Source organism: Pseudomonas sp. PA-5-4B (assembly GCF_021606215.1).
Classification (GTDB): Bacteria; Pseudomonadota; Gammaproteobacteria; order Pseudomonadales; family Pseudomonadaceae; genus Aquipseudomonas; species Aquipseudomonas edaphica.
On the sequence record NZ_WKDB01000079.1, the window covers coordinates 1 to 21,225 of the forward strand.

The 21,225-nt window shown below is 61.2% G+C and carries 18 protein-coding genes; 2 read left to right on the forward strand and 16 right to left on the reverse strand.

Annotated elements, in window-relative coordinates; genetic code table 11:
- Positions 1-184: 184 nt before the first annotated feature.
- Positions 185-394, reverse strand: coding sequence for a cold-shock protein (locus tag GIW28_RS26580; RefSeq protein ID WP_002554837.1), 210 nt, complete (start codon positions 392-394; stop codon positions 185-187).
- Between the two features lie 389 nt (positions 395-783).
- Here GIW28_RS26580 and dcd point away from each other — a divergent pair, with 389 nt between their 5' ends.
- Together dcd and GIW28_RS26590 are read left to right on the forward strand one after the other, a co-directional pair.
- A complete protein-coding gene (gene dcd, locus GIW28_RS26585; protein ID WP_017137166.1) occupies positions 784-1,350 on the forward strand; it encodes a dCTP deaminase in 567 nt (188 codons plus the stop codon).
- Positions 1,351-1,457: 107 nt separating this feature from the next.
- The gene (locus GIW28_RS26590; RefSeq protein WP_017137167.1) at positions 1,458-1,658 is read left to right on the forward strand and encodes a hypothetical protein; all 201 of its coding nucleotides are present in this window, start codon (positions 1,458-1,460) and stop codon (positions 1,656-1,658) included.
- A 25-nt stretch (positions 1,659-1,683) separates the two neighbouring features.
- Here the strand turns inward: GIW28_RS26590 and pdeM are convergent, their stop codons facing one another.
- The 15 genes from pdeM to GIW28_RS26665 form a co-directional block, all read right to left on the reverse strand.
- Positions 1,684-2,334 carry a ligase-associated DNA damage response endonuclease PdeM gene (gene pdeM / locus GIW28_RS26595; RefSeq protein ID WP_138452024.1) on the reverse strand — a complete coding sequence of 217 codons (651 nt, stop codon included), beginning with the start codon at positions 2,332-2,334 and terminating at the stop codon, positions 1,684-1,686.
- On the reverse strand, positions 2,334-4,814 hold the full coding sequence (locus tag GIW28_RS26600; RefSeq protein WP_236447333.1) for a ligase-associated DNA damage response DEXH box helicase: 2,481 nt from the start codon (positions 4,812-4,814) through the stop codon (positions 2,334-2,336). The genes pdeM and GIW28_RS26600 overlap by 1 nt, the downstream gene beginning before the upstream one ends.
- A 57-nt stretch (positions 4,815-4,871) precedes the next feature.
- Complete coding sequence (locus GIW28_RS26605) at positions 4,872-5,636, reverse strand: ABC transporter ATP-binding protein (RefSeq protein ID WP_236447334.1); 765 nt, start codon at positions 5,634-5,636, stop codon at positions 4,872-4,874.
- A gap of 13 nt (positions 5,637-5,649) precedes the next feature.
- Positions 5,650-6,768 (reverse strand): succinylglutamate desuccinylase/aspartoacylase family protein, encoded by a 1,119-nt coding sequence (locus GIW28_RS26610; RefSeq protein WP_236447335.1) that lies wholly within the window; start codon positions 6,766-6,768, stop codon positions 5,650-5,652.
- 9 nt (positions 6,769-6,777) lie between these two features.
- Positions 6,778-7,488 carry an ABC transporter permease gene (locus tag GIW28_RS26615; RefSeq protein ID WP_017137171.1) on the reverse strand — a complete coding sequence of 237 codons (711 nt, stop codon included), beginning with the start codon at positions 7,486-7,488 and terminating at the stop codon, positions 6,778-6,780.
- The gene (locus GIW28_RS26620) at positions 7,485-8,213 is read right to left on the reverse strand and encodes an ABC transporter permease (RefSeq protein ID WP_017137172.1); all 729 of its coding nucleotides are present in this window, start codon (positions 8,211-8,213) and stop codon (positions 7,485-7,487) included. Before GIW28_RS26620 ends, GIW28_RS26615 begins: the two co-directional genes overlap by 4 nt.
- Positions 8,214-8,273: 60 nt before the next feature.
- Positions 8,274-9,053, reverse strand: coding sequence for a transporter substrate-binding domain-containing protein (locus GIW28_RS26625; RefSeq protein ID WP_017137173.1), 780 nt, complete (start codon positions 9,051-9,053; stop codon positions 8,274-8,276).
- A gap of 328 nt (positions 9,054-9,381) precedes the next feature.
- Positions 9,382-11,016: an ATP-dependent DNA ligase gene (locus GIW28_RS26630; RefSeq protein WP_236447336.1), complete on the reverse strand. Its 1,635-nt coding sequence runs from the start codon at positions 11,014-11,016 to the stop codon at positions 9,382-9,384.
- Complete coding sequence (locus GIW28_RS26635; RefSeq protein WP_236447337.1) at positions 11,013-12,017, reverse strand: ligase-associated DNA damage response exonuclease; 1,005 nt, start codon at positions 12,015-12,017, stop codon at positions 11,013-11,015. The genes GIW28_RS26630 and GIW28_RS26635 overlap by 4 nt, the downstream gene beginning before the upstream one ends.
- Before the next feature lie 199 nt (positions 12,018-12,216).
- Complete coding sequence (locus tag GIW28_RS26640; RefSeq protein WP_236447338.1) at positions 12,217-14,658, reverse strand: penicillin acylase family protein; 2,442 nt, start codon at positions 14,656-14,658, stop codon at positions 12,217-12,219.
- A 206-nt stretch (positions 14,659-14,864) separates the two neighbouring features.
- The gene (locus GIW28_RS26645) at positions 14,865-15,509 is read right to left on the reverse strand and encodes a glutathione S-transferase N-terminal domain-containing protein (RefSeq protein ID WP_017137177.1); all 645 of its coding nucleotides are present in this window, start codon (positions 15,507-15,509) and stop codon (positions 14,865-14,867) included.
- A gap of 93 nt (positions 15,510-15,602) precedes the next feature.
- On the reverse strand, positions 15,603-16,388 hold the full coding sequence (locus GIW28_RS26650) for an ABC transporter ATP-binding protein (protein ID WP_236447339.1): 786 nt from the start codon (positions 16,386-16,388) through the stop codon (positions 15,603-15,605).
- Entirely contained in the window at positions 16,385-17,443 is a 1,059-nt protein-coding gene (locus tag GIW28_RS26655) for a FecCD family ABC transporter permease (RefSeq protein ID WP_236447340.1), read from the reverse strand. The genes GIW28_RS26650 and GIW28_RS26655 overlap by 4 nt, the downstream gene beginning before the upstream one ends.
- A 211-nt stretch (positions 17,444-17,654) precedes the next feature.
- On the reverse strand, positions 17,655-18,773 hold the full coding sequence (locus GIW28_RS26660) for an ABC transporter substrate-binding protein (protein ID WP_176991275.1): 1,119 nt from the start codon (positions 18,771-18,773) through the stop codon (positions 17,655-17,657).
- 25 nt (positions 18,774-18,798) lie between these two features.
- Entirely contained in the window at positions 18,799-21,183 is a 2,385-nt protein-coding gene (locus tag GIW28_RS26665) for a TonB-dependent receptor (protein WP_236447341.1), read from the reverse strand.
- Between the last annotated feature and the right edge of the window lie 42 nt (positions 21,184-21,225).

A 21,225-nucleotide genomic window follows, 5' to 3' on the forward strand; every position in this document is an offset into this window, starting at 1 on the left:
CGATAGCATCACCTCGGTGTACCTGATACACCGAGGTGTCTGTATCGCAGGCAAGCCAGCTCCCACATAAAGCTCGCTCCCACATTTTTTTGTGCCTGGTATTACCTGGGTGCCGGGACTAAATCCCAGGCATAAAAAAACCCCGCTTTTAAGGGCGGGGTTTTTTCGACTAAGTCAGTACAAGTTAGATAACTTGAACTTCTTCAGCTTGCATGCCTTTCTGACCGCGGGTAGCGATGAAAGAAACCTGTTGGCCTTCTTTCAGGCTTTTGAAGCCGTCGGATTGGATAGCTTTGAAGTGAACGAACAGGTCGTCACCGGATTGTGGAGTGATGAAGCCGAAGCCTTTTTCATCGTTGAACCACTTAACGGTACCAGTTTGGCGATTAGACATGGTGTATCTCCTTGGACAAAGTTAACTGCGACTCAGGAAAAGCCCTGGCCGAGACTGAGTGCAAAGAGCAGGAAAAATTCTTGGAGATGGTTGGATCGAAATTCAACATATCGTGTAGAGATTCTCAGTGACACAAGCAGCACAGTGGCGCCACCTTAACCCTTTTTCCGGGACGTGCCAATGGTATTTCCGAAGGTTTCTCTATTTTCGTGACTGGCGGTGGTATTTACAGTCACCTGGCACTGTAATGTGGGGCCCGGCCCCGCTGGCTGCCGCTTATAGACGGCTGCACATTCATCAACAAATGCCCTGCGCCCTTTGAACCCCAGGGCCAGCCCCGGTAAGATGCCCAACAGAATTTTTCCACCTCGCTATTCAGGACACCCGCCATGAGCATCAAATCGGACAAGTGGATTCGCCGCATGGCGCAAGAACACGGCATGATCGAACCTTTCGTTGAACGCCAGATCCGTGGCGAAGGCGCGGCTCCCGTGATTTCCTACGGTGTTTCCAGCTACGGCTACGACGTACGCTGTGCCGATGAATTCAAGGTGTTCACCAACATCAACTCGGCGATCGTCGATCCGAAAAACTTCGACGAAAAGAGCTTCGTCGACGTTAAAAGCGACGTGTGCATCATTCCGCCAAACTCCTTTGCCCTGGCGCGCACCGTGGAGTTCTTCCGTATTCCACGTGACGTGTTGACCATCTGCCTGGGTAAAAGCACCTACGCGCGCTGCGGCATCATCGTTAACGTGACGCCGCTTGAGCCGGAGTGGGAAGGCCACGTGACCCTGGAGTTCTCCAACACCACCACCTTGCCGGCAAAGATCTACGCCAACGAAGGCGTGGCGCAGATGCTGTTCCTGCAGTCCGACGAAGCCTGTGAAGTGTCTTATAAAGACCGCGCCGGCAAGTATCAGGGCCAGCGTGGCGTTACTCTCCCACGCGCTTGATCGAAAGGTCTTACACGCAAAGGGAATTAGTCTGCGTGAAGTGACTCTATTGGGTGTACTGCCTCGGTGCGTGCAAAACGCGCCGAGCCACGCTTGAGGAGTACTTTATGAAGATCGACCCGCGAATCAGCGCCGAACTCGCCCGGCTTGAACCCAACCAGATTGGTGTTCTGGCCTGGTCCCTGATGGCCGACCCAGCGTATGCGGGTGGCATCCCTGGCCAACCTGACGAAGATTGGCCGCAGCAGCCCACCGAGCCCGGTGAGCCAGTCCTTCCCGATGAGCCGCCTCCCGCGCCTGTCGCCTGACTTATCAAAAGACATGGCTGGCGCTTCAGCACACCGGCCATACGTCTTGATCGCCGATCACAAACACTCGCCGATCGTCGCTTTTCTCTACGGAGTAACCGCCGGTAAAAGCTCCGAATGCCGGCAGCAAGCTGATCTTCGAGCCGATCTGGAAGCACGGCAAACGCAAACTCTGCCGACCTTTGCCGCGCAACCGGTACACAGGATGCACATGCCCGGCCAGCACATGCTGGCTGGGATGGGCATCCGGCTCATGCTGCAATGCAAATGGCCCCATCAATAGCGGCTCGGCCACCACTTCAATCCTCAAGTCGGCAGGCGGGTCGCCAGCGCGTTTATCGTGATTGCCGCGAATCAAGGTCAGGTTCAGTGCGTGATTGCGCTCGCGCCAGGTTCTCAAGGCGCTCAGGGTGCCGCTGGCGTGCGAACCCGGGCCGTGCAGGAAGTCACCGAGAAAGATCACCTGCGCGCACGGTAGGGCCGATAACAGGCGGTCCAGGCGCTGCAGGTTGTCGGTAGTGGTGCCCTGCGGCACCGGTTGCCCGAGGCTGCGATACGCCGAGGCCTTGCCAAAATGCGCATCGGCGATCAGCAGGCACTGGCGGGCGGGCCAGTAAATCGCCTTTTCCGCCAGCAGCCACAACTCCTCACCCTCAAGCGTCAGCGAATAATGCATCAACGTTTCCCGGTATCCGCGACTTTTTCCAGGTCCTTGACCATGCGTGCAATACGCTCGGACAGCTTCTCCGAACTCATGCTCTCGCGCATTCGCTCAACCAGCAGTGGAAAAGCCAGCGGCGTCGGCCGTTCGATCATGTGCAGGTCGAGTTTCAGCGCCGACAAATGACGCAATGTCTCTTCCAACCGACGAATATCCAACTCATCACGCAGGACTTCTTCTCCGGCCTGGGTCAGCAAAAGGTTCTCTGGGTCGTATTGTTTGAACACCTCAAAGAACAAGCCGCTGGAAGCCTGCACCTGCCGTGTGCTTTTCGGCGCGCCAGGGTAACCGGCAAACACCAGCCCGGCGATGCGGGCGATTTCGCGAAAGCGGCGCAGCGCCAGCTCACCGGCATTCAAGCTGGCCGCCACGTCCAACAGTAAGTTCGTTGGGCTTAGCAACGCTTGATTCAACACAACCGGCCAGTCCACCGGCGTAGCGCTCAATAGTTCCAGCCCGTAATCATTCACCGCAATCGAAAAGGTCACCGGCTGGCCTTGGCTGACCCTCCACGCCAGCAGGCTCGCCAGCCCCAGATGCACCTGGCGACCGGCGAACGGGTAGAGAAACAGGTGCCAGCCTTCCCGCGACTTCAGGGCTTCCGCCAGCAAGTACGCACGTGTCGGCAGGCCAGACCAGCGCAACTGGGTTTGTAACAGGGGTTGCACCGCCCGCATCTCCGGGCCATCGAAGTGCCCGTGGGCGGCTGCATCAAAGCGCTCGACCACCGCCTGCGCCAATTCATTGGATAGCGGCATGCGCCCGCCATTCCAGCGCGGCACGGCAGCCTTTTTCGCGGTGCTGCGCCGTACATACGCGGTCATGTTTTCCACGCGCACCAACTCCAGCAAACGCCCTGCAAACAAAAAACCGTCGCCAGGCTTGAGCCGGGCGATAAAACCTTCCTCGACACTGCCCAGATTCTTGCCGCCGCCGCCCTTGCTCCAGAATTTCAACTGGATACTCGCATCGCTGACGATAGTGCCCACGCTCATGCGATGACGCCGCGCCAGGCGTGCATCCGGCACGCGCCACACGCCATGCTCGTCGGGTTCCACTCGGCGGTAATCCGGATAGGCCGTCAACGACAGGCCGCCATGGCGCACAAACCCCAGCGCCCAGGCCCAGTCGGCGTCAGTCAGGTCACGATAAGCCCAGGCATCACGCACCTCCGCCAACAGCGCATCCGGGGTAAAACCACCGCCCAGGGCCATGCTCACCAAGTGTTGTACGAGCACATCCAATGGCTTGTAGGGCGATTCGCGAGCTTCGATGCGCCGCTGCGCTATCGCGTCCTGGGCGGCGGCGGCTTCCACCAGTTCCAGGCTATGGGTTGGCACCAACGTCACCCGTGATGGCTTGCCTGGCGCATGACCAGAGCGCCCGGCGCGCTGCATCAGGCGTGCCACGCCTTTGGCCGAGCCGATTTGCAGCACGCGCTCCACTGGCAGGAAATCCACACCCAGGTCCAGGCTCGAGGTACACACCACGGCCTTGAGCTGGCCGTCTTTCAGGGCCCGCTCCACCCAGTCGCGTGTTTCACGCGACAGCGAGCCATGGTGCAGGGCAATCACGCCCGCCCAGTCCGGACGCGCCTCCAGCAACGCCTGGTACCAGATCTCCGACTGTGCCCGCGTATTGGTAAACACCAGGCAACTGCTGCTGGCGTCCACTTCGGCCACCACTTGCGGGAGCATCTTCAAGCCGATATGGCCAGCCCAGGGAAATCGCTCGGTGGTCGGCGGTAACAAGGTGTCGACCTTCAGTTCTTTAGCCGTCTGCCCCTGCACATTGATCCCACCGCCTTGTGGGACAAGAACCTCAAGGGCGTGAGACTGATTGCCCAAGGTCGCGGAAATCCCCCACACCATCAAATCCGGATGCCAACGCCGCAAGCGCGCCAACGCCAGTTGCAGTTGCACGCCACGCTTGTTGCCAATCAGTTCGTGCCACTCATCCACGATCACCATGCGCAGGTGCGCCAGGCTGGTCTCACTGTCGGCACGCGCGAGCATCAATGTCAGGCTTTCCGGCGTGGTCACCAGCGCGGTGGGCTGACGCCGGGTTTGGCGCGCGCGTTCGCTGCTGCTGGTGTCGCCGGTACGCAGGCCGACACTCCATGGAATCTCCAGTGCCGCCAGTGGCGCCTCCAGGGCGCGCGCCGTGTCGGCGGCCAAGGCTCGCATGGGCGTGATCCACAACACCGTCAGTGGCTCAGCGGGCGCTTTGCGTTTACCGGTGGCGGGCGGGCGAGTGACGGCAAAGCGGTTGAGGGCGGCAAACCACAGCGCATAGGTTTTACCCGCGCCGGTGCTGGCGTGCAGCAGGCCTGATTGGCCGTCTTTAACCGCCGCCCACACGGCTTTTTGAAAGGCGAACGGCTTCCAGCCCTTGGTGGCAAACCATGTTTTGGCGAAATCGAGGGGTTTTGCCATTCGGCAGCTGACGCTCTGGAGGCTCTATGTCAGAGACCCTCCAGGCGTCGCAAAGGTTTACTTCAAGTTACCGCTCAGAAATTGCTGCAGGCGCTCGCTCTTCGGGTTGCCCAACACATCTTCGGGCGTGCCTTGCTCTTCCACCAGGCCCTTGTGCAGGAACAGCACCTGGTTCGACACCTTGCGCGCAAAGCTCATCTCGTGGGTGACCATGATCATGGTGCGGCCTTCCTCGGCCAGGCCCTGGATCACTTTCAACACTTCGCCGACCAGTTCGGGGTCGAGGGCCGAGGTGGGTTCGTCAAACAGCATCACCTCCGGCTCCATGGCCAGGGCGCGGGCGATGGCCACCCGTTGCTGTTGGCCACCAGAAAGGAACGCCGGGTATTGATCGGCCACGCGTGCCGGCAGCCCGACCTTATCCAGGTAGCGACGGGCACGGTCTTCGGCGTCCTTCTTGCTGCAACCCAGTACCCGGCGCGGTGCCATGGTGATGTTTTCCAGCACGCTCATATGGCTCCACAGGTTGAAGTGCTGGAACACCATCGCCAGCCGCGTACGCAGGCGTTGCAATTCGGCGTCGTTGGCCACGCGCATGCCATGGCGATCGCTGACCATGCGGATCTGCTGACCATCTAGGGTCATGGCGCCGTCGTTGGGCGTTTCCAGAAAGTTGATGCAGCGCAAAAAGGTGCTTTTGCCCGAGCCGCTGGCGCCGATCAGGCTGATCACATCACCGGTGTTGGCCTTGAGCGAGACACCTTTGAGCACTTCATTGTCGCCATAGCTTTTATGCAGGCCTTCAACGGTCAATTTGTACATGGGGCGTGCATCCTCAAGGCGAAAGTAGGTAGCCGCTGCGGTAGGCTTGCGTGCCTGCAACATGGCTGATCACCATGCCGGCAGTGGCCATGCGCCGCAGCGAACGGGCGTAAAGCAGGCCGGCATGTTTGCAGTGCACAGGCGTTACGCGGTCAGTAATGGGGTCGATGATTTCGGCGATCAGTTGCCCGGCTTCCAGGTATTCACCGGGCAGGGCGCTGAACACCAGCAAGCCGCCGACCGGCGTGGCCACCGGTTCCACGCCCGCCAGCGGCGTGGCCGGGTAGGGCAGCTCGGGCAGTGACGCCGCGTCACCTTTAATGGCACCGAAGTGAGTCAGATAATCGATGATCGCCTGGCAATCCAGCGCCGCCAGGCCGTGGTTGACGTCGCCCTGGCCGCGCAGTTCGACGGTCACCGAAAAACTGCCCATCGGGATCGGGAAGCGCTCGCCGAAGCGTTGCTGTAACTGCCACCACACCAGCGTGAAGCACTCGTCGAACGACTGCCCGCCGGAGTCGGTCGCCAGCAAGTTGGCTTCCGAGCCGATATAGCGCGCCAGCGGCTCCACCTGCGGCCATGCCTCGGGCGTGGTGTACAGGTGCGCCACGGCTTCAAAGTCGCAATGCAGGTCCAACACCATGTCGGCATCGCATGCCAGGCGTTGCAACACCAGGCGTTGGGATTGCAGCTGGGTAGCAGGCGTTTGCGCCGCAAGGGCCAGGCTCAGGGCGTCGCGAATAAGCTCGACGTTGTGCGTGGGGTCGTCGCCCAGCAGGCCTTCGACCTGATTGCCGACCTCCTCACTGAGGTCGACAAACAGGCGATTGAAATTTTGCCCGCTTTCCAGCTCGTAGCGGCCCAACGGAATGTCCATCAACACCTGCTCAAGTCCCACCGGATTGGCGATGGGCACCAGCACGATCTCACTGCGCAGGCGCCCAGCCGCCGCCAGCTCCGCCAGGCGCAGCTTCAGGTGCCAGGCCACCAGCATGCCCGGCAGCTCATCGGCATGCAGTGATGACTGGATATAGATCTTGCCTTCAGCCTGTTCCGGGCCGAAGTGGAAACTGTGAACCTGCCGCGCCGTGCCCGGCACCGGCGCGATCAGTTCATGCACCTGATGACGCATGACGACTCCTTAGTGGCTCGGCCCGAGAAAGGCCAGCCAGCGACGTTCCGCCAGACGAAACAGCCCGACCAGCGCGAAGGTCACGGTCAGGTAGATCAGCGCGGCGATGCCGAATGATTGAAAGGTCATGTAGGTGGCCGAGTTGGCATCCCGCGCCACCTTGAGAATGTCCGGCACCGTCGCGGTAAACGCCACCGTGGTCGAGTGCAGCATCAGGATCACTTCGTTGCTGTAGTAGGGCAGCGAGCGGCGTAGGGCCGAGGGCATGATCACATAGGCATACAGCTTCCAACCGCTCAGGCCGTAAGCCTTGGCCGCTTCGACTTCGCCATGAGCCATGCTGCGGATCGCGCCGGCGAAAATTTCCGTGGTGTATGCGCAGGTGTTGAGGGCGAAGGCCAGAATGGTGCAGTTCATCGCGTCGCGAAAGAACGCATCCAGCACCGGTTGCGCGCGCACGGCGGCGATGCTGTAGATGCCGGTGTAGCAAATCAACAGTTGGATATACAGCGGCGTGCCACGAAACAGGTAGGTGTAGAACTGCACCGGCCAGCGTATGGAGCGTTTGCGCGAAACGCGGGCGATGGACAGCGGAATCGAGACCAGAAAGCCGATCACCAGCGCCGCGCTGAGCAGCCACATGGTCATCGCCAGCCCGGTGATGTGCTGACCGTCGCTATAAAGGAAAGGCCGCCAGTATTGCTGGATAAGTTCGATCATCGCACGGCCTCCCGGGACCCAGCGGAGTAGCGGCGCTCAAGCCAGCGCAGGACGACGTTGGATGCACTGGTGATCAGCAGGTAGATCAGCGCCGCGATGACCAGAAAATAGAACAGCTGATAAGTACTCTTGCCCGCATCCTGCGCGGCCTTGACCAGGTCCGCCAGACCGATGATCGACACCAGCGCGGTGGCCTTGAGCATCACCATCCAGTTGTTGCCGATGCCCGGCAAGGCAAAGCGCATCATCTGCGGGAAGGTCACGAAGCGAAACCGCTGCCCGCGCGTGAGCCCGTAGGCGGTCGCCGCTTCCAGCTGGCCACGCGGCACGGCGAGGATCGCGCCGCGAAACGTCTCGGTGAAATAGGCGCCATAGATGAAGCCCAGGGTGATGACCCCGGCGCTGAATGGGTCGATCTCGATGTAGTCCCATTCCATAAAGTCGGTAAAGCCGGTCAGCCAGATTTGCAGGCTGTAGAAAATCAGCAGCATCAGCACCAGGTCGGGCACGCCGCGAATCAAGGTGGTGTAGAGCTGGGCGGGGATGCGGATCAGGCTGACGCTGGACAGTTTGGCGCTGGCGCCGAGCAGGCCGAGCAAGACGCTGACGGCCAGGGAGGCGACCGACAGTTTCACGGTCATCCACGTACCTTGCAGCAACAGCGGGCCGAACCCCTTCAAGCTGAAGGCACCCAGCCCCAGGGTTTGCAAAAGATCTTCAAACATGAATTCAGGACCTAATGGCGATAAAAAAGCGCCCACCGCAAACCGGTGGGCGCCGGGGTGTTATTTACCGCTGTAGAGGTTCAGGTCGCCGAAGTGTTTCTTCTGGATGGTGGCGTAGGTGCCATCATCGTGTAACGCTTTGATACCTTTATCGAGCAAGGCCTTGAGGTCTTTGTTACCTTTTTTGATACCGACCGCAGTTTTGGATGGCAGCAGTGGGTCATCGATGGCCTTGCTGACTTCGTAGTCAGCGCCGGCTGGCGACTTCAAAAAGCCCAGTTCGGCTTGCAGCATGTCCTGTACGGAAGCATCCAGGCGGCCCGAGGTCAGGTCGGCGTAGACCTGGTCCTGGTTGGCGTAGGCCTTGGTGGTCACACCGGCTTTGTCCAGCACGGCCTTGGCGTAGGCTTCCTGGATGGTGCCTTGCTCGTAGCCCACGGATTTGCCCTTGAGGGACTCAGGCGTGGAGAAGTTCGCGCCCTTTTTGAACACCAGGGACGTCGGGCCGGAGAACAGCTCGCTGGAGAAATCGATCGCCTTTTCACGGGCTTCGGTCACGGTCATCGAGGAAATCACGCCGTCGAACTTGTTGGCGTTGAGGCCTGGAATCATGCCGTCGAAGTCGCTTTCAACCCACTTGCACTTCACTTTCAGCTCGGCACAGATCGCATTGCCCAGGTCGATATCGAAGCCTACGAGGCTGCCGTCGGCGGCCTTGGACTCGAATGGCGCGTAGGAAGGATCGACACCAAAACGCAATTCCTTGTATTCCTTGGCCAGCGCGGTACCAGCAGCCATGCACAGAGCCAGTGCAGAAAGGGTCAGCAATGCTTTTTTCATTATGTAATCCCTGGAAACCAAGATAAGCGCTTGTGGCGCGGTTAGGACTGTTACTGAACGGTGTCAGACGGATCACAAGTAGCAATTTCTGCACCATAGTTCCGAATGAGTGTTTTAAAAGGTGGGATAAGGGAGATGTGAGTGTAGGAGATGCCCGAAAATGGGCATGGAAAATTCAGCGCACCATTTTGAAGCAAATGAAATTCAAAATGCGGGAGCGGGCTTGCCCGCGATAGCGGTGTGTCTGCCCAATCTCTCTAAGCTGACCCACCGCCATCGCGGGCAAGCCCGGCTCCCACAGGGTTTTGCAGTGTTTGGGGGGAAGGGGTCAGGTCAACAAATCCTGCAACGTGCCGAGGTTGTCGGCTTCTTCCACTGTCTTATCCTGCCGCCACCGCAACATCCTGGGAAACCGTACGGCAATCCCGCTCTTGTGGCGTTTGGACAAGGCAATCCCCTCAAACCCCAGCTCAAACACCATGCTCGGCGTCACGCTGCTGACCGGGCCGAATTTTTCCACCGTGGTCTTGCGCACGATGGCGTCGACCTTGCGCATTTCTTCGTCAGTCAGCCCTGAATAAGCCTTGGCGAATGGCACCAGCGTGCGTTCAGTGCCGGGCGGGCCGTCCCACACTGCAAAGGTGTAGTCGCTGTACAGACTGGCGCGGCGGCCATGGCCGCGCTGGGCGTAAATCAGTACGGCATCGACACTGAACGGGTCGACTTTCCATTTCCACCACACGCCCATGTCCTTGGTGCGGCCCACGCCGTACAGGCCATCGCGGGCTTTTAGCATCATGCCTTCCACGCCGAGGCGGCGAGAGTCTTCGCGTTGCTCCGCCAGGTCCTTCCAGCTCGCGCCCGTCAGCAAGGGCGATGGCAACAGCACGGGCTGGTTGCACTGCGCAATCACTTGCTCAAGCTGGACGCGGCGCTCGGCCTGGGTGTGGTTGCGCCAATCGTCGCCCTGATGCTCCAGCAGGTCATAGGCCAGGACCGCGACGGGCGCATCCTCCAGGACCTTTTTGCTCAAGGTTTTGCGACCGATGCGCTGTTGCAACAGCGCGAAGGGTTGCACCGCGTCTTTCCACACGACAATTTCACCATCGATCACCGTGCCATCCGGCAGGCCGCTGACCAGGCTGTGCAGTTCGGGGAAGCGCTCGGTGACCAACTCTTCACCGCGCGACCAGACCCACAGGCGACCGTCGCGCTTGACCAGTTGCGCGCGAATGCCGTCCCACTTCCATTCCACCTGCCAGTCGGCGGGTGCGCCGAGCAAGGCGTCGAACTGCTCCACCGGTTGCGCCAGCCCATGGGCCAGAAAAAACGGATACGGCTGACCGCCGCGTTGCGCATGCTCGTCGGACGATTCGGCGGCGATCAGTTTGAGGTAGCCTTCGGCCGTAGGCCGGTTGGACAAATCGGTGTAGCCCACCAAGCGTTGTGCCACACGTTTGCTGTCTAGGTCGGCCATGGCGGCGAGGGCGCGGGTGACCAGCAGTTTGGACACGCCGACACGAAAACTGCCGGTGATCAATTTGATGCACACCATCAGGCTCGGCTGATCGAGCTGCGCCCATAACGCCGGCAGGCGTTCGGCCAATTCCAGCGGCGGCAGGCCACGCAGGGGCAGCAGCTTTTCCTCCAGCCACACTGCAAGCCCGTCTTCCGAGGTATAGGAGGATTCGGGCAACAACAGGGAAATGGTCTCGGCCAGGTCGCCTACCGACTGGTAACTTTCTTCGAATAACCAAGGTTCTATGCCCGATGCTGCGGTGGCCATGTCGCGCAGCAGACGGGTCGGCACCAATTGCCGGGGCCGCCCGCCGGAGAGGAAGTACACCGCCCAGGCCGCATCTTCGGGTGGCGCCTGGCGGAAGTAGGCTTGCAGCGCGGCCAGCTTGGCGTTGCTGGAGGTGGTGGCGTCGAGGTTGGCGTACAGCTCGGCGAAGGCTTTCATGCCGTGGCCTCTTCTTCGTCATCGCCGTATTCGGTGGTGAAACCCTGGGCATCCAGGCCTTTTTCCCGCAAGTGGCGTACCAAAACGCCTACGGAACCATGGGTGACCATCACCCGTTCGGCGCCGGTCTGTGCGATGGCCCACAGCAGTCCGGGCCAATCGGCGTGGTCCGAGAGCACAAAGCCTCGGTCCACACCGCGCCGCCGTCGCGTGCCACGCAGGCGCATCCAGCCGCTGGCGAAGGCGTCGCTGTAGTCGCCGAAGCGCTTGATCCAACTGCTGCCACCGGCGGACGGCGGCGCAATGATCAGTGCCTGACGCAGCAATGGGTCAGTCTTTTTGAAGTCCCCGGCATATAAGGTTTCGGGGATATAGATGCCGGCCTCGCGGTACAAGCGGTTCAGCGGTTCCACCGCGCCATGGCTGAGAATCGGGCCGATGCTGGCGTCGATGCCATGCAGGATGCGCTGGGCTTTGCCAAAGGAATAACAGAACAACACGCTGGCTTTGCCGACCGCGATATTGGCCTGCCACCAATCATTGATGCCGGCAAAAATCTGCGCCTGGGGTTGCCAGCGGTAAATCGGCAGGCCGAAGGTGGATTCAGTAATAAAGGTGTGGCAACGCACCGGCTCAAAGGGCGCACAGGTGCCATCGGGTTCGACTTTGTAGTCGCCGGAGGCTACCCAGACTTCGCCCTGGTATTCCAGGCGCACCTGCGCGGAACCGAGCACATGCCCGGCGGGATGGAAACTCAGGGTGACGCCGTGGTGGATGAGTTTTTCGCCGTAGGCCAGGGTTTGCAGGTTGATGTCCTGGCCCAGTCGCGAACGCAGGATGCCTTCGCCGGGAGCGGCGGCCAGGTAATGCTGGTTGCCGGTGCGGGCGTGGTCCCCATGGGCGTGGGTGATGACGGCGCGGTCCACCGGGCGCCATGGGTCGATGTAGAAATCTCCCGCAGTACAATAGAGGCCTTCGGGGCGGGCGATGACAAGGTCCATGGGCGTGCCGGGGCAGTGGGCTTATCAGGTATGAGGGGAGCGAGACTTGAGAAGTTCTATCTAAATGCAGGCGATCAAATGTGGGAGCTGGCTTGCCTGCGATTGCGGTGTGTCAGTCGATTAATTAGTGACTGACACACTGTTATCGCAGGCAAGCCAGCTCCCACCTTTCTATCCGGTTCCCTCAGCGGGAACCGGGTTACTTGCCGGGTGTGAGGGTCAAGCGGGTTTTCCCGTACACCGTGTCAAAGTTCTGCGGCTGCATCGGGAAGCTCAGGTATTGCGCCTTGAGCGACGCATCGATGCCGTTCGCATAACTCGGGCTGGCCGGGTTGCCGGATTGGCCGATGCCACCTTGACCCATCATCGGTTCGATTTGGCTGAAGTCGACGATCATGCGCAGCGCCGGCACTTGGGTGGTGACAAAATCCTGCCCCCAGCTGTACGGCGCCGGGTTCAGGGTGTTGTGGTCGCCGCCACTGGCAAACGGGCCGCGGATCACCTGGCCATTGGTGTTTTTCCAGGTGGTGGTGTGCAGTTTGCCCCACTGCCAGGCCTTGTGATCGCCACCCAATTGGCTGTCGCCAGCGGTGATGGCGGCGGCAAGGCTGCGGGCGAGGATCGCCGGTTTGTCTTCTTTTTGCGCGGTGCGCACGTCGTCCCAGAAGGGGCTGTCTTCGCGGCCCAGCAGGTGGTCGGCGTTGGCGGAATAGGACAGGTTGGCGTTGCTGACAAAGGCTTTCCAGCTGGCGCTGGTTTCCGGGCCGAGTTCGTCGAGGAAGATCTGCTTGGTGCTTTCCTGCAGGAACAACTCATAGATCGCCGCGTCTGCGGAGGTCGGTGCCAGGCGGCCATCAAACGCCATCAAGCGACTGAGCGCTTCGCGTGCCTTCACAGCTTCGGTTGCCGGCAGCGCATCGATTGCCTGTTTCAGTGGCTGGGCCATACCCGGCGCCTGGAACATGGTCTTGAGCTTGGCGGCAAACGTGGTGGTCTGGTCGTACTGCATGGCGATCATGCTGCGGCTGTCATGCTTGCCGGCGTTGGCCAGTTGTGCCAGGCGCTCGCTGCGCTCCGGGGCGTCCCAGGAATTGGACAACTGCATGCCATAACCGCGTGGCGCGGTGCGCTGGTTGGCCGTGCCGATCCAGCCTTGGGCCGGGTCCTGATCGTAAGGGTGCAGCATCGCGTCGGCGTAGCCGTCCCAGTCAAAGCGCGCGTCCCAGCCCGGCGAGGGCAGCAGGCCTTCGCCTTCGCGACGGTTGGGGAAGCGGCCAGTGACTTGCCAGCCAATGCTGCTCGCGTCGGCAAAGATCATGTTGAGGGCGATGGCGCGGATTTCCCGGGTTGCGTCCGAGGCCTTGCCGGCGCTTTGGGCGCGGGACAGGTCGAAGAACGCGTCCAGGCTCTTGTCGTCCTTGAGGTCGGCGGCTTGCAGGGCCAGGCCGAACCCGGTGGTGAGTGCCTGGCTGCTGTTGAGCAGGGCGCCGTGGCGGGTTTCGTACACCACTTCGCGAATCGGCCGCTGGCCCTTGGCGAAGTAGGTTTCGTTGCGCACGACGGCCGGTAGCCATTTGCCGTTGTTCTCGTAGTACAACGCGCTGCCTTGGCGTTTGACCTTCTCCAGGAACAGGTCCTGGGTGTCGCCTTTTACCGCGCTCATGCTCCACGCCACTTTGCCGTTGAAGCCGGACAGCAGGGTCGGCAAACCGGCAATCGAGACGCCGACCGCCTGGTATTTCGGGGCACGGATCTGCACGTAGTTCCATGGCGACGGTGCTTGTGGCTGGGCTGCCAGGTCGCTGGCCAACAGGCTTTTGCCACTGCGGCTGCGTTGCGGGCCGATGGCCCAGTTGTTGGAGGTGGTGACGGCCAGTGCGTTAAGGCTGTTCAACTGCTGGCCGACGCTTTCGAGCCCCGCAAGGCCGGTGATCTGGCCGAGGTTCACGCCCTTGAGCTTGTCGGCTTCGTCCATCGGGATCGGCTCGTCCGGCGCACTCGGCGTCAGCCAGGCGAGCTTGTCGGCCCCGACTTTCTGCGCCAGCACCAGCGACGAGAGTTCTTCCTGCAGGTTGCTCGACTCGCTGAAATTCAGCAGGCAGAACAGCAGCGCCGAATCTTCCGGCTTCCAGTACTCGGGCTTGTAGCCGGTCTGGGCCAGGTCCGGCGGCAGCTTGTCGCGGTAGCGGAACAGGTAGGCGTTGACGCCACGGGCATACACTTCAAAGAAGCGCTTGAGGCGCGGCGACGAAGCGTTGTACAGCTCGCCGGCGCTTTTTTTCAGGTTGGCCGCGCGCATGAAACGGTCGACATCCAGCACTTGCGGGCCGGACATTTCCGCCAGGCGGCCCTGGGCCAACAGGCGCAAAGTGACCATCTGCGTGATGCGGTCGCTGGCGTGTACATAACCGAGGCTGAACAGCGCGTCATGGAAGGTGTTGCTTTCGATCAACGGCATGCCCTGGGCATTGCGGCGCACCGACACATTCTGTGCCAGGCCTTTGATCGGTTGCACACCGGCCACCGGCGGCAGGGTGTCCTGGGTGCTCTGGAGCTGGCAACCGGCCAGGCTTAAAGCACTGGCCACTGCCGCGGCAACGCCGAACCGGGGGATAAAGTGTGAGAGGGCTGGCGAGGCCATGGCAAAGCTCCTGCGGGGGGTAGCGTCATTAAAGGCGCTACGTTAGTGAGCGCGGCGAAACGACGCAAGCAGGAGTTTGGGTTAAGCGTGAGATCTTGAGACCGGTAGAGAACAATGTGGGAGCTGGCTTGCCTGCGATGCTGACGCCTCGGTGTGTCAGTTACACCGAGGTGATGCTATCGCAGGCAAGCCAGCTCCCACATAGATCAGGATTTTGGCGGATTCACTTTCTGCACCAGTTCATACGCCCGCACCGTCGCCGGCCGTTCCTTAATGCTGTTGAACCAGCGCTGCACGTGCGGGAAGTCCTCCAGACGCTGGCTCTGCCACTTGTGGGAAACGATCCACGGGTAGATCGCCATGTCGGCGATGCTGTAGTCCTCACCCGCCACGAACGCGCGGTCCGCCAGGCGTCGGTCCAACACGCCGTACAGGCGCGCGGTTTCGTCCACATAGCGCTTGATCGCGTAAGGAATCTTTTCCGGTGCGAATTGGCTGAAGTGATGATTCTGGCCCGCCATCGGCCCCAGCCCGCCCATTTGCCAGAACAGCCATTGCAGCGCTTCCTGGCGGCCGCGCAGGTCTTTTGGAATGAATTGGCCGGTTTTTTCCGCGAGGTACAGCAAGATCGCGCCGGATTCGAACAGCGAAATCGGCGCGCCGCCGTCGGTCGGGCTGTGATCGACGATGGCCGGGATGCGGTTGTTGGGAGCGATCTTCAGGAAGTCCGGCTTGAACTGCTCGCCCTGGCCAATGTTGACCGGGTGCACCTCGTAGGGCAGGCCGGCTTCTTCCAGGAACAGCGATACTTTGTGACCGTTGGGGGTGGTCCAGTAGTACAGGTCGATCATGAAGCTCTCCAAATGAGCGAATGCCTGTCTCTATAGGTGATGATCAAGGGGCAATAATTCAATCAAACATTTGCGTCTAACCTTAGAAGCCAATCACACCGCGCTATCGACCAACACCTGCAATGACTGCTGCGAGCAGCGCTCAATGCGCACCTGTACGCCATAGACCTCGGCAAACAACGCCGGGTCGAGCACCTCATCCGCCACGCCGCTGGCGTACAACCTGCCCTGGCGCAGCACGGCAATATGGTCGGCGAAGCGTGCAGCCAGGTTGATATCGTGCAGCACCACCACGGCGATCAAATTGTGTTCGCGCACCAGCGTGCGCACGCAGTCCATGACTTTTAATTGGTAATTAAGGTCGAGCGCGCTGGTGGGTTCGTCTAGCAGCATCACTTGCGGGTGACGCGCAATCAGCTGGGCGAGGCCGACCAATTGGCGCTGGCCGCCGGACAACGTGCTCAGCAGCTGATCGGCCAAATGCGCGATGCCGATACGCTGCAACGCTTCGAAGGCTTCGCCCAGGCAGGCCTCGCTGGACAGCGCAATGCCGGCCACATTGGCCACACGTAGCGCGGCGATCACGCTTTCCATCACGCTGAGGCTCAGGCCCGGCGGCAGGTTTTGCGGCATGTAAGTCACGCGGCGCGCACGCTCGGCCACCGACATGGCTGACAGGTCGAGGTCACCCAGCCTTACTACGCCTTGCATCTTTTCCAGCCCGGCAATGGCCCGCAGCAGCGTGGATTTACCCGCGCCATTAGGGCCGATCAAGGCGGTGAGGCTGCCGTGGGGCAGGGTCGGCAAGCTCAGCTCATGCACGATCTGCCGACGCCCGTAGCGGATAGTGGCGTTGTGTACCGATAAGCCCGCACTCATAACTGCCTCCCGCGCTTGAACACCAACACCACAAAAATCGGTACGCCCACCAAGGCGGTGACAATGCCCACCGGCACAATCACGCCGGGCATGATCAGTTTGCTGGCAATCGACGACAGCGCCAGCAGCAAGGCGCCGGTCAACGCACTGGCGGGCAGCAGGAAGCGTTGATCCTCACCTACCAGAATCCGCGCGATATGCGGCCCCACCAAGCCGATAAAGCCGATGGTGCCGACAAACGCCACGGCAGTGGCCGACAGCAGGCTGATGCGCAGCAACGAGAAAAACCGCAGGCGCTTCACATCCACGCCAAAGCTTTGTGCGCGGTCTTCGCCCATGCGCAGCAGGGTCAGGCGCGGCGCGGCGGCGAAGGAAAACGGCAGCACCACGGCAACCACAAAGGCGAGGATGACGAGCTTGTCCCAGTTGGCGCGGGTCACGCTGCCCAAGGTCCAGAACACCAATTGTTGCAGCACGTCTTCGGTGGCCACCAGTTGCAGCAAAGCCACCACGGCGTTGCAACTGAACACCAGTGCAATGCCGAACAGCACCAGGCTTTCCACGCCCGCACCGCGCAGGCGTGACATGGCTTGCAGCAAAAATACCGAGGCGGCGGCAAAGATAAACGCCGAGATGGAAATCGCGGTGTTGGCCGACACCCACAGCGTGGTCACCGGAAACACGATGACCAGCGAGGCGCCCAAGGCAGCCGCCGACGACACGCCCAACGTAAACGGGCTGGCCAGCGGGTTATTGAGGATCGCCTGCATCTCGGCCCCGGCCAGCGACAGCGCGCAACCCACCAGCACCGCCATCAGCGCGTAGGGCAGGCGCACGTTCCAGATGATCACCTGGTCGGTGGCGCTCAGGTGCGACGGATGCAGGATGCCGTCGAGCAACGCCAGCAGGCCCATGCCCGACGGGCCGCTGGCCAGGTCCACCAGAATGGCGCAGACCAGCGCGATGCCGAGCAGCGCCAGCAGCCAGGTACGCCGGGCCAGCAAACGGCGATAGCCGTGAGTGGCGCTGGCAAGGTCGAGGGTTTGAGTGGTCATGGGGCTCACACAATGTTGAAAACAACGAAAATCCACATGTGGGAGCTGGCTTGCCTGCGATTGCGGTGTGCCAGTCGATTAATTCAGTGACTGACACACTGCTATCGCAGGCAAGCCAGCTCCCACACTGACTGCATTCCTGCATTCCTGCATTCCTGCATTCCTGCATTCCTGCATTCCTGCATTCCTGCATTTGTGCATGGCGCTGGGGTTACTTGGTTTTGGCGTCAATCCAGTAAGCACCCTGCAGCGGCATCCCCAAAAACTGTTGGTTGATCTGTTTCATAGTCGCTTGCGGGTCGAGCTTGGCGAACAGTTCCGGGTGTACCCATTTGGCCAATACTTCAATCGCCAGCAGGTTGTATGGCGAGTTGTAGAAATCGTGCCACAGGCCGTGGGCATTGCCTTGGCGGATGGCACGCAGGTTGGCGAACTCCGGCCGCGCCAGCACATGATCAAACGCCTCACGGGCTTCATCGGTGCTCACGCCAGCGCCGAGAATCAGCCCAGGCTTGTGGTTGCCGGTGGCCACGTACACATCCGGGTCGGCCTTGAGCGCGTATTCAACGCTGATATCCCCCAGCGCACCCGGCACCACCTCGGCGGCGATATTGCGCCCGCCGACCAGCTTGATCACTTCACCCATGCCGCTTTTGCCGGTGGTGTGCCCCGGTGCCTGCCAGGCACCGGCGAGCAATTCGAGGAACACACTCGGGCGCGGGCCGGCGGCAGGCAAGGTGGCAACGGCGTCGGTGATAGCCTTGATGTGCTGGTCATAGAAACCCAGGAACGCCTTGGCCTGGGCTTCGCGGCCCAAGGCCTGGCCCAGCGCGTTCATGCTGGTGTGGGTGCCTTGCACCGGGTTGATGCGAAAGTCGACGAACAACACCGGGATGCCGGCTTTGGCCAGCACGTCTGCCACCGCGCTGTGTTCGGTCGGGCCGTGGCCGGAAATGCTGAACACCGCCAGATCCGGTTTCAGCGAGAGAATCTCCTCAGCACTGACACTCTGCTCCGACGCTTGCCCGATCAACGGGATGTCTTTGACCGTAGGAAACTTCGCCACATAGGCGTTGTAAGTGTGCTGGTCCAGCAGCTTCAAATCGTTCTGCCAGCCGACGATGCGCTGGAACGGCGCGTCCTTGTCGAGCAAGGCAAACGCCGAAATCAAGCGGCCTTCGCCCAGCACCACACGTTTGACGTGGTCTTTGACCTCGACCTTGCGGCCCAACACGTCGGTGACTTCATGGGCAGCGGCAGTTTCGGCGTGGCCGAGGACCAGCGCGGCGCACAGCACGCCGAGCTTAAGCACGTTACGAGGTTTGAACATGGAAAGGACTCCGGGTGAGGGGCAATCAGAATTCATAATCGACACTGGCGGTGAGCGTGCGACCGGCACCTGGGATGCCGTAGAGCTGGAAGCCGTCGAGGGACGCGCCGACCTGGCTGTAATAGAACGTGTTGAACACATTGTTGAGGTTGAGGTTGACCGTGGTGTCCTTGTTCACCTTGTATTGCGCCGCCAGGTTGCTCAGCCAGTAACCCGGGGCTTTTTCGTGGTCGCGGGTGTAGATCGCATACACGCCGGACGGGCCGTTGGCGTAGCTGCTGTTGTTGTTCAAACCGCCCACATCCTTGTTGTCGCTGTAGCGGCGACGGCCCACGTATTGCTCGCCGTAGCTGAGGCTCAGGGCGTCGGTGACGGCGTAGGTGGTCCACAGGTTGGCGGTCAGGTCGGGGACGTTCTTGGCTTCCGCGCCTTTATTGATACCTTTGGTCTGCGTGCTTTTGAGCGCCGAGAAGCCGGTGTAGACGGTCCAGCGCGGGGTGATGTTGCCTTGCAGGCCGAGTTCGATGCCGTCCACACGCTTGGCGGGCAGGGCGCGCACCGGGGCGGATTCGCCGTCCTGGTATTCCCAGGCGTTGTCCAGTTCGGTGCGGAAGATCGCCGCCGTGACATTGAGCCTGTCGTGGGCAATGTCCCACTTGGTGCCGATCTCGTAGGTTTTCGACTTGGCCGGGCTGTAGTTGCTGGTGGTGGACGCGCCGTAGATCTGGTTGTTGGTGGACGCGCCCAGCGCCGACGGTTGCGCCGCCTCGCTGTAGGACACGTAGATGCTGCCGTTCGGCAATGGCTTGTACACCGCGCCGACGCGACCGCTCACTGCGCCGTCGGTGCTGCTGATGTCGGCTTGGCCGCGCTGGCTGGTTTGCGCGCGCCAGTTGTCGTAGCGCAGCGAGCCGAGCACTTGCCATTGCTCGTTGAGGGTGACGGTGTCGCCCGCGTAGACACCGGCGTTATCGATCACCGAGCGCGGGTCGCCTTCGCCTTTGGTCACGTAGGTGCTGGCGAAGCTGTGGCTGGGGTCGTTCATGTTGAAGAGCAGATCGCCGGCCGGCACTTCGGCGTTGCGTTTCAGGCCGCCGTAGGTCTCGTGATAGAACTCCAGGCCGCTGACCACGGCGTGCTGCAGGCTGCCGGTGTTGAACGTGAAGCTGAAGTCGGTCTGGTTATCCAGGATGGTGTAGCGCTTGGACAGGCCAAAATCGCCGCCCCGCAGGATGCCGTGGCCGGTGTTGCTGTTGTTCACGTAGTCGGTGTAGGCATTCACCGTGCTGCCGGGCACTTGGCTGATAGGCCCTACGCCGGTGTAGCCCAAGGTCGCACAGCGGGCGCCGGTGCAGGTTTTTTTACCGCTGGCATCGGCGACGAAGAAGCGTGCCGGCGACAGCACGGCGAAGTTGTCGCTGCGTTCCCAGCGCGTCTGGTTGCGCAGGTAGGCGTCGTGCCAGTCAAAGTCATGCTCGAAGCGGGCGGTCAGCGAGGTGGTTTCGTTCTCCTGGGTATAAAGGCTGGAGTCGCCGTACCAGTCGGAGCGTTTGACGCCAGGCATGCGGTGGCCGTCGGTGCCACGTTGGATCGGCACGCCGCCGTCCGGCGTATTGGTATCTTTCTGGTAAAAGGTGTCGACGAAAAAGCGCGTGTCGGTGCCCAGGCCGAAGCCGAACGAGGTGGCGATGCCCCAGCGGTCGTAGTCCACGTCGTCGCGGTCGGCCACTTGGTTGTAGTGCTTCATCAGGTTGATGCGCACGGCGGCGGTGTCGGTCAGCTGTTTATTGAGGTCGGCGGTGAGGCGACGGTAGCTGTCGGTGCCGATCCCGGCGGACACCTTGTTGGCATCGCCCAGGTGCGCTTCTTTGCTCACCAGGTTGACGCTGCCGCCCACGGCGGAAACGCCGGACTCGATCGAACCCGTGCCCTTGAACACTTCGGCCTGTTGCAGGTTGAAAGTGTCGGTGCGTGTGGACATGCCCGCGTCGCGCACGCCGTCGACGGTCAGGCTTTGCTCGGAGGAAAACCCACGGATCGAAAACAGATCGCCCCAGCCCAGGTTGCCTTCGCCGGACATGAAGGTGATGCCGGGCACGTTGCGCAACACTTCCTGCAAGGTCTGCGCGTTCTGCTCCTTGAGCACCTGCTGCGGCACGATGGTCACGCTTTGCGGGGCGTCGAGCAGCGGCTGGCTGATTTTGGCCGAGGTCACGCGGTCGACTTTGAAGGTGGAGGTGGCTTCCTGGCCGTCGACCTTGATTTGCGGCAGGCTTACCACCGAATCATTCGGCGTGGCGGCCGGCGCATCGGCCCAGGCGGTCGGCGCAACACTGCCGGCGGCGAGGAAACCGAACATCGGTGCCAGGGTTGTGTGCAGCGTGTGACGTTGGGGCGTGGGCAATGACATAGGTGATGATCCGAGTCTAAATTACAATTACTCTCATTCAGG

What these genes read in the sequence shown, in the direction of transcription:
- GIW28_RS26635 (WP_236447337.1), bottom strand. Translation starts at nt 12,017, where the DNA reads ATGGACCTTGTCATCGCCCGCCCCGAAGGCCTCTATTGTACTGCGGGA.
- GIW28_RS26620 (WP_017137172.1), bottom strand. Translation starts at nt 8,213, where the DNA reads ATGTTTGAAGATCTTTTGCAAACCCTGGGGCTGGGTGCCTTCAGCTTG.
- GIW28_RS26605 (WP_236447334.1), bottom strand. Translation starts at nt 5,636, where the DNA reads ATGTACAAATTGACCGTTGAAGGCCTGCATAAAAGCTATGGCGACAAT.
- GIW28_RS26645 (WP_017137177.1), bottom strand. Translation starts at nt 15,509, where the DNA reads ATGATCGACCTGTACTACTGGACCACCCCCAACGGTCACAAAGTATCG.
- GIW28_RS26660 (WP_176991275.1), bottom strand. Translation starts at nt 18,773, where the DNA reads ATGTTCAAACCTCGTAACGTGCTTAAGCTCGGCGTGCTGTGCGCCGCG.
- GIW28_RS26665 (WP_236447341.1), bottom strand. Translation starts at nt 21,183, where the DNA reads ATGTCATTGCCCACGCCCCAACGTCACACGCTGCACACAACCCTGGCA.
- GIW28_RS26640 (WP_236447338.1), bottom strand. Translation starts at nt 14,658, where the DNA reads ATGGCCTCGCCAGCCCTCTCACACTTTATCCCCCGGTTCGGCGTTGCC.
- GIW28_RS26615 (WP_017137171.1), bottom strand. Translation starts at nt 7,488, where the DNA reads ATGATCGAACTTATCCAGCAATACTGGCGGCCTTTCCTTTATAGCGAC.
- GIW28_RS26610 (WP_236447335.1), bottom strand. Translation starts at nt 6,768, where the DNA reads ATGCGTCATCAGGTGCATGAACTGATCGCGCCGGTGCCGGGCACGGCG.
- GIW28_RS26630 (WP_236447336.1), bottom strand. Translation starts at nt 11,016, where the DNA reads ATGAAAGCCTTCGCCGAGCTGTACGCCAACCTCGACGCCACCACCTCC.
- GIW28_RS26655 (WP_236447340.1), bottom strand. Translation starts at nt 17,443, where the DNA reads ATGACCACTCAAACCCTCGACCTTGCCAGCGCCACTCACGGCTATCGC.
- GIW28_RS26650 (WP_236447339.1), bottom strand. Translation starts at nt 16,388, where the DNA reads ATGAGTGCGGGCTTATCGGTACACAACGCCACTATCCGCTACGGGCGT.
- GIW28_RS26590 (WP_017137167.1), top strand. Translation starts at nt 1,458, where the DNA reads ATGAAGATCGACCCGCGAATCAGCGCCGAACTCGCCCGGCTTGAACCC.
- dcd (WP_017137166.1), top strand. Translation starts at nt 784, where the DNA reads ATGAGCATCAAATCGGACAAGTGGATTCGCCGCATGGCGCAAGAACAC.
- pdeM (WP_138452024.1), bottom strand. Translation starts at nt 2,334, where the DNA reads ATGCATTATTCGCTGACGCTTGAGGGTGAGGAGTTGTGGCTGCTGGCG.
- GIW28_RS26580 (WP_002554837.1), bottom strand. Translation starts at nt 394, where the DNA reads ATGTCTAATCGCCAAACTGGTACCGTTAAGTGGTTCAACGATGAAAAA.
- GIW28_RS26600 (WP_236447333.1), bottom strand. Translation starts at nt 4,814, where the DNA reads ATGGCAAAACCCCTCGATTTCGCCAAAACATGGTTTGCCACCAAGGGC.
- GIW28_RS26625 (WP_017137173.1), bottom strand. Translation starts at nt 9,053, where the DNA reads ATGAAAAAAGCATTGCTGACCCTTTCTGCACTGGCTCTGTGCATGGCT.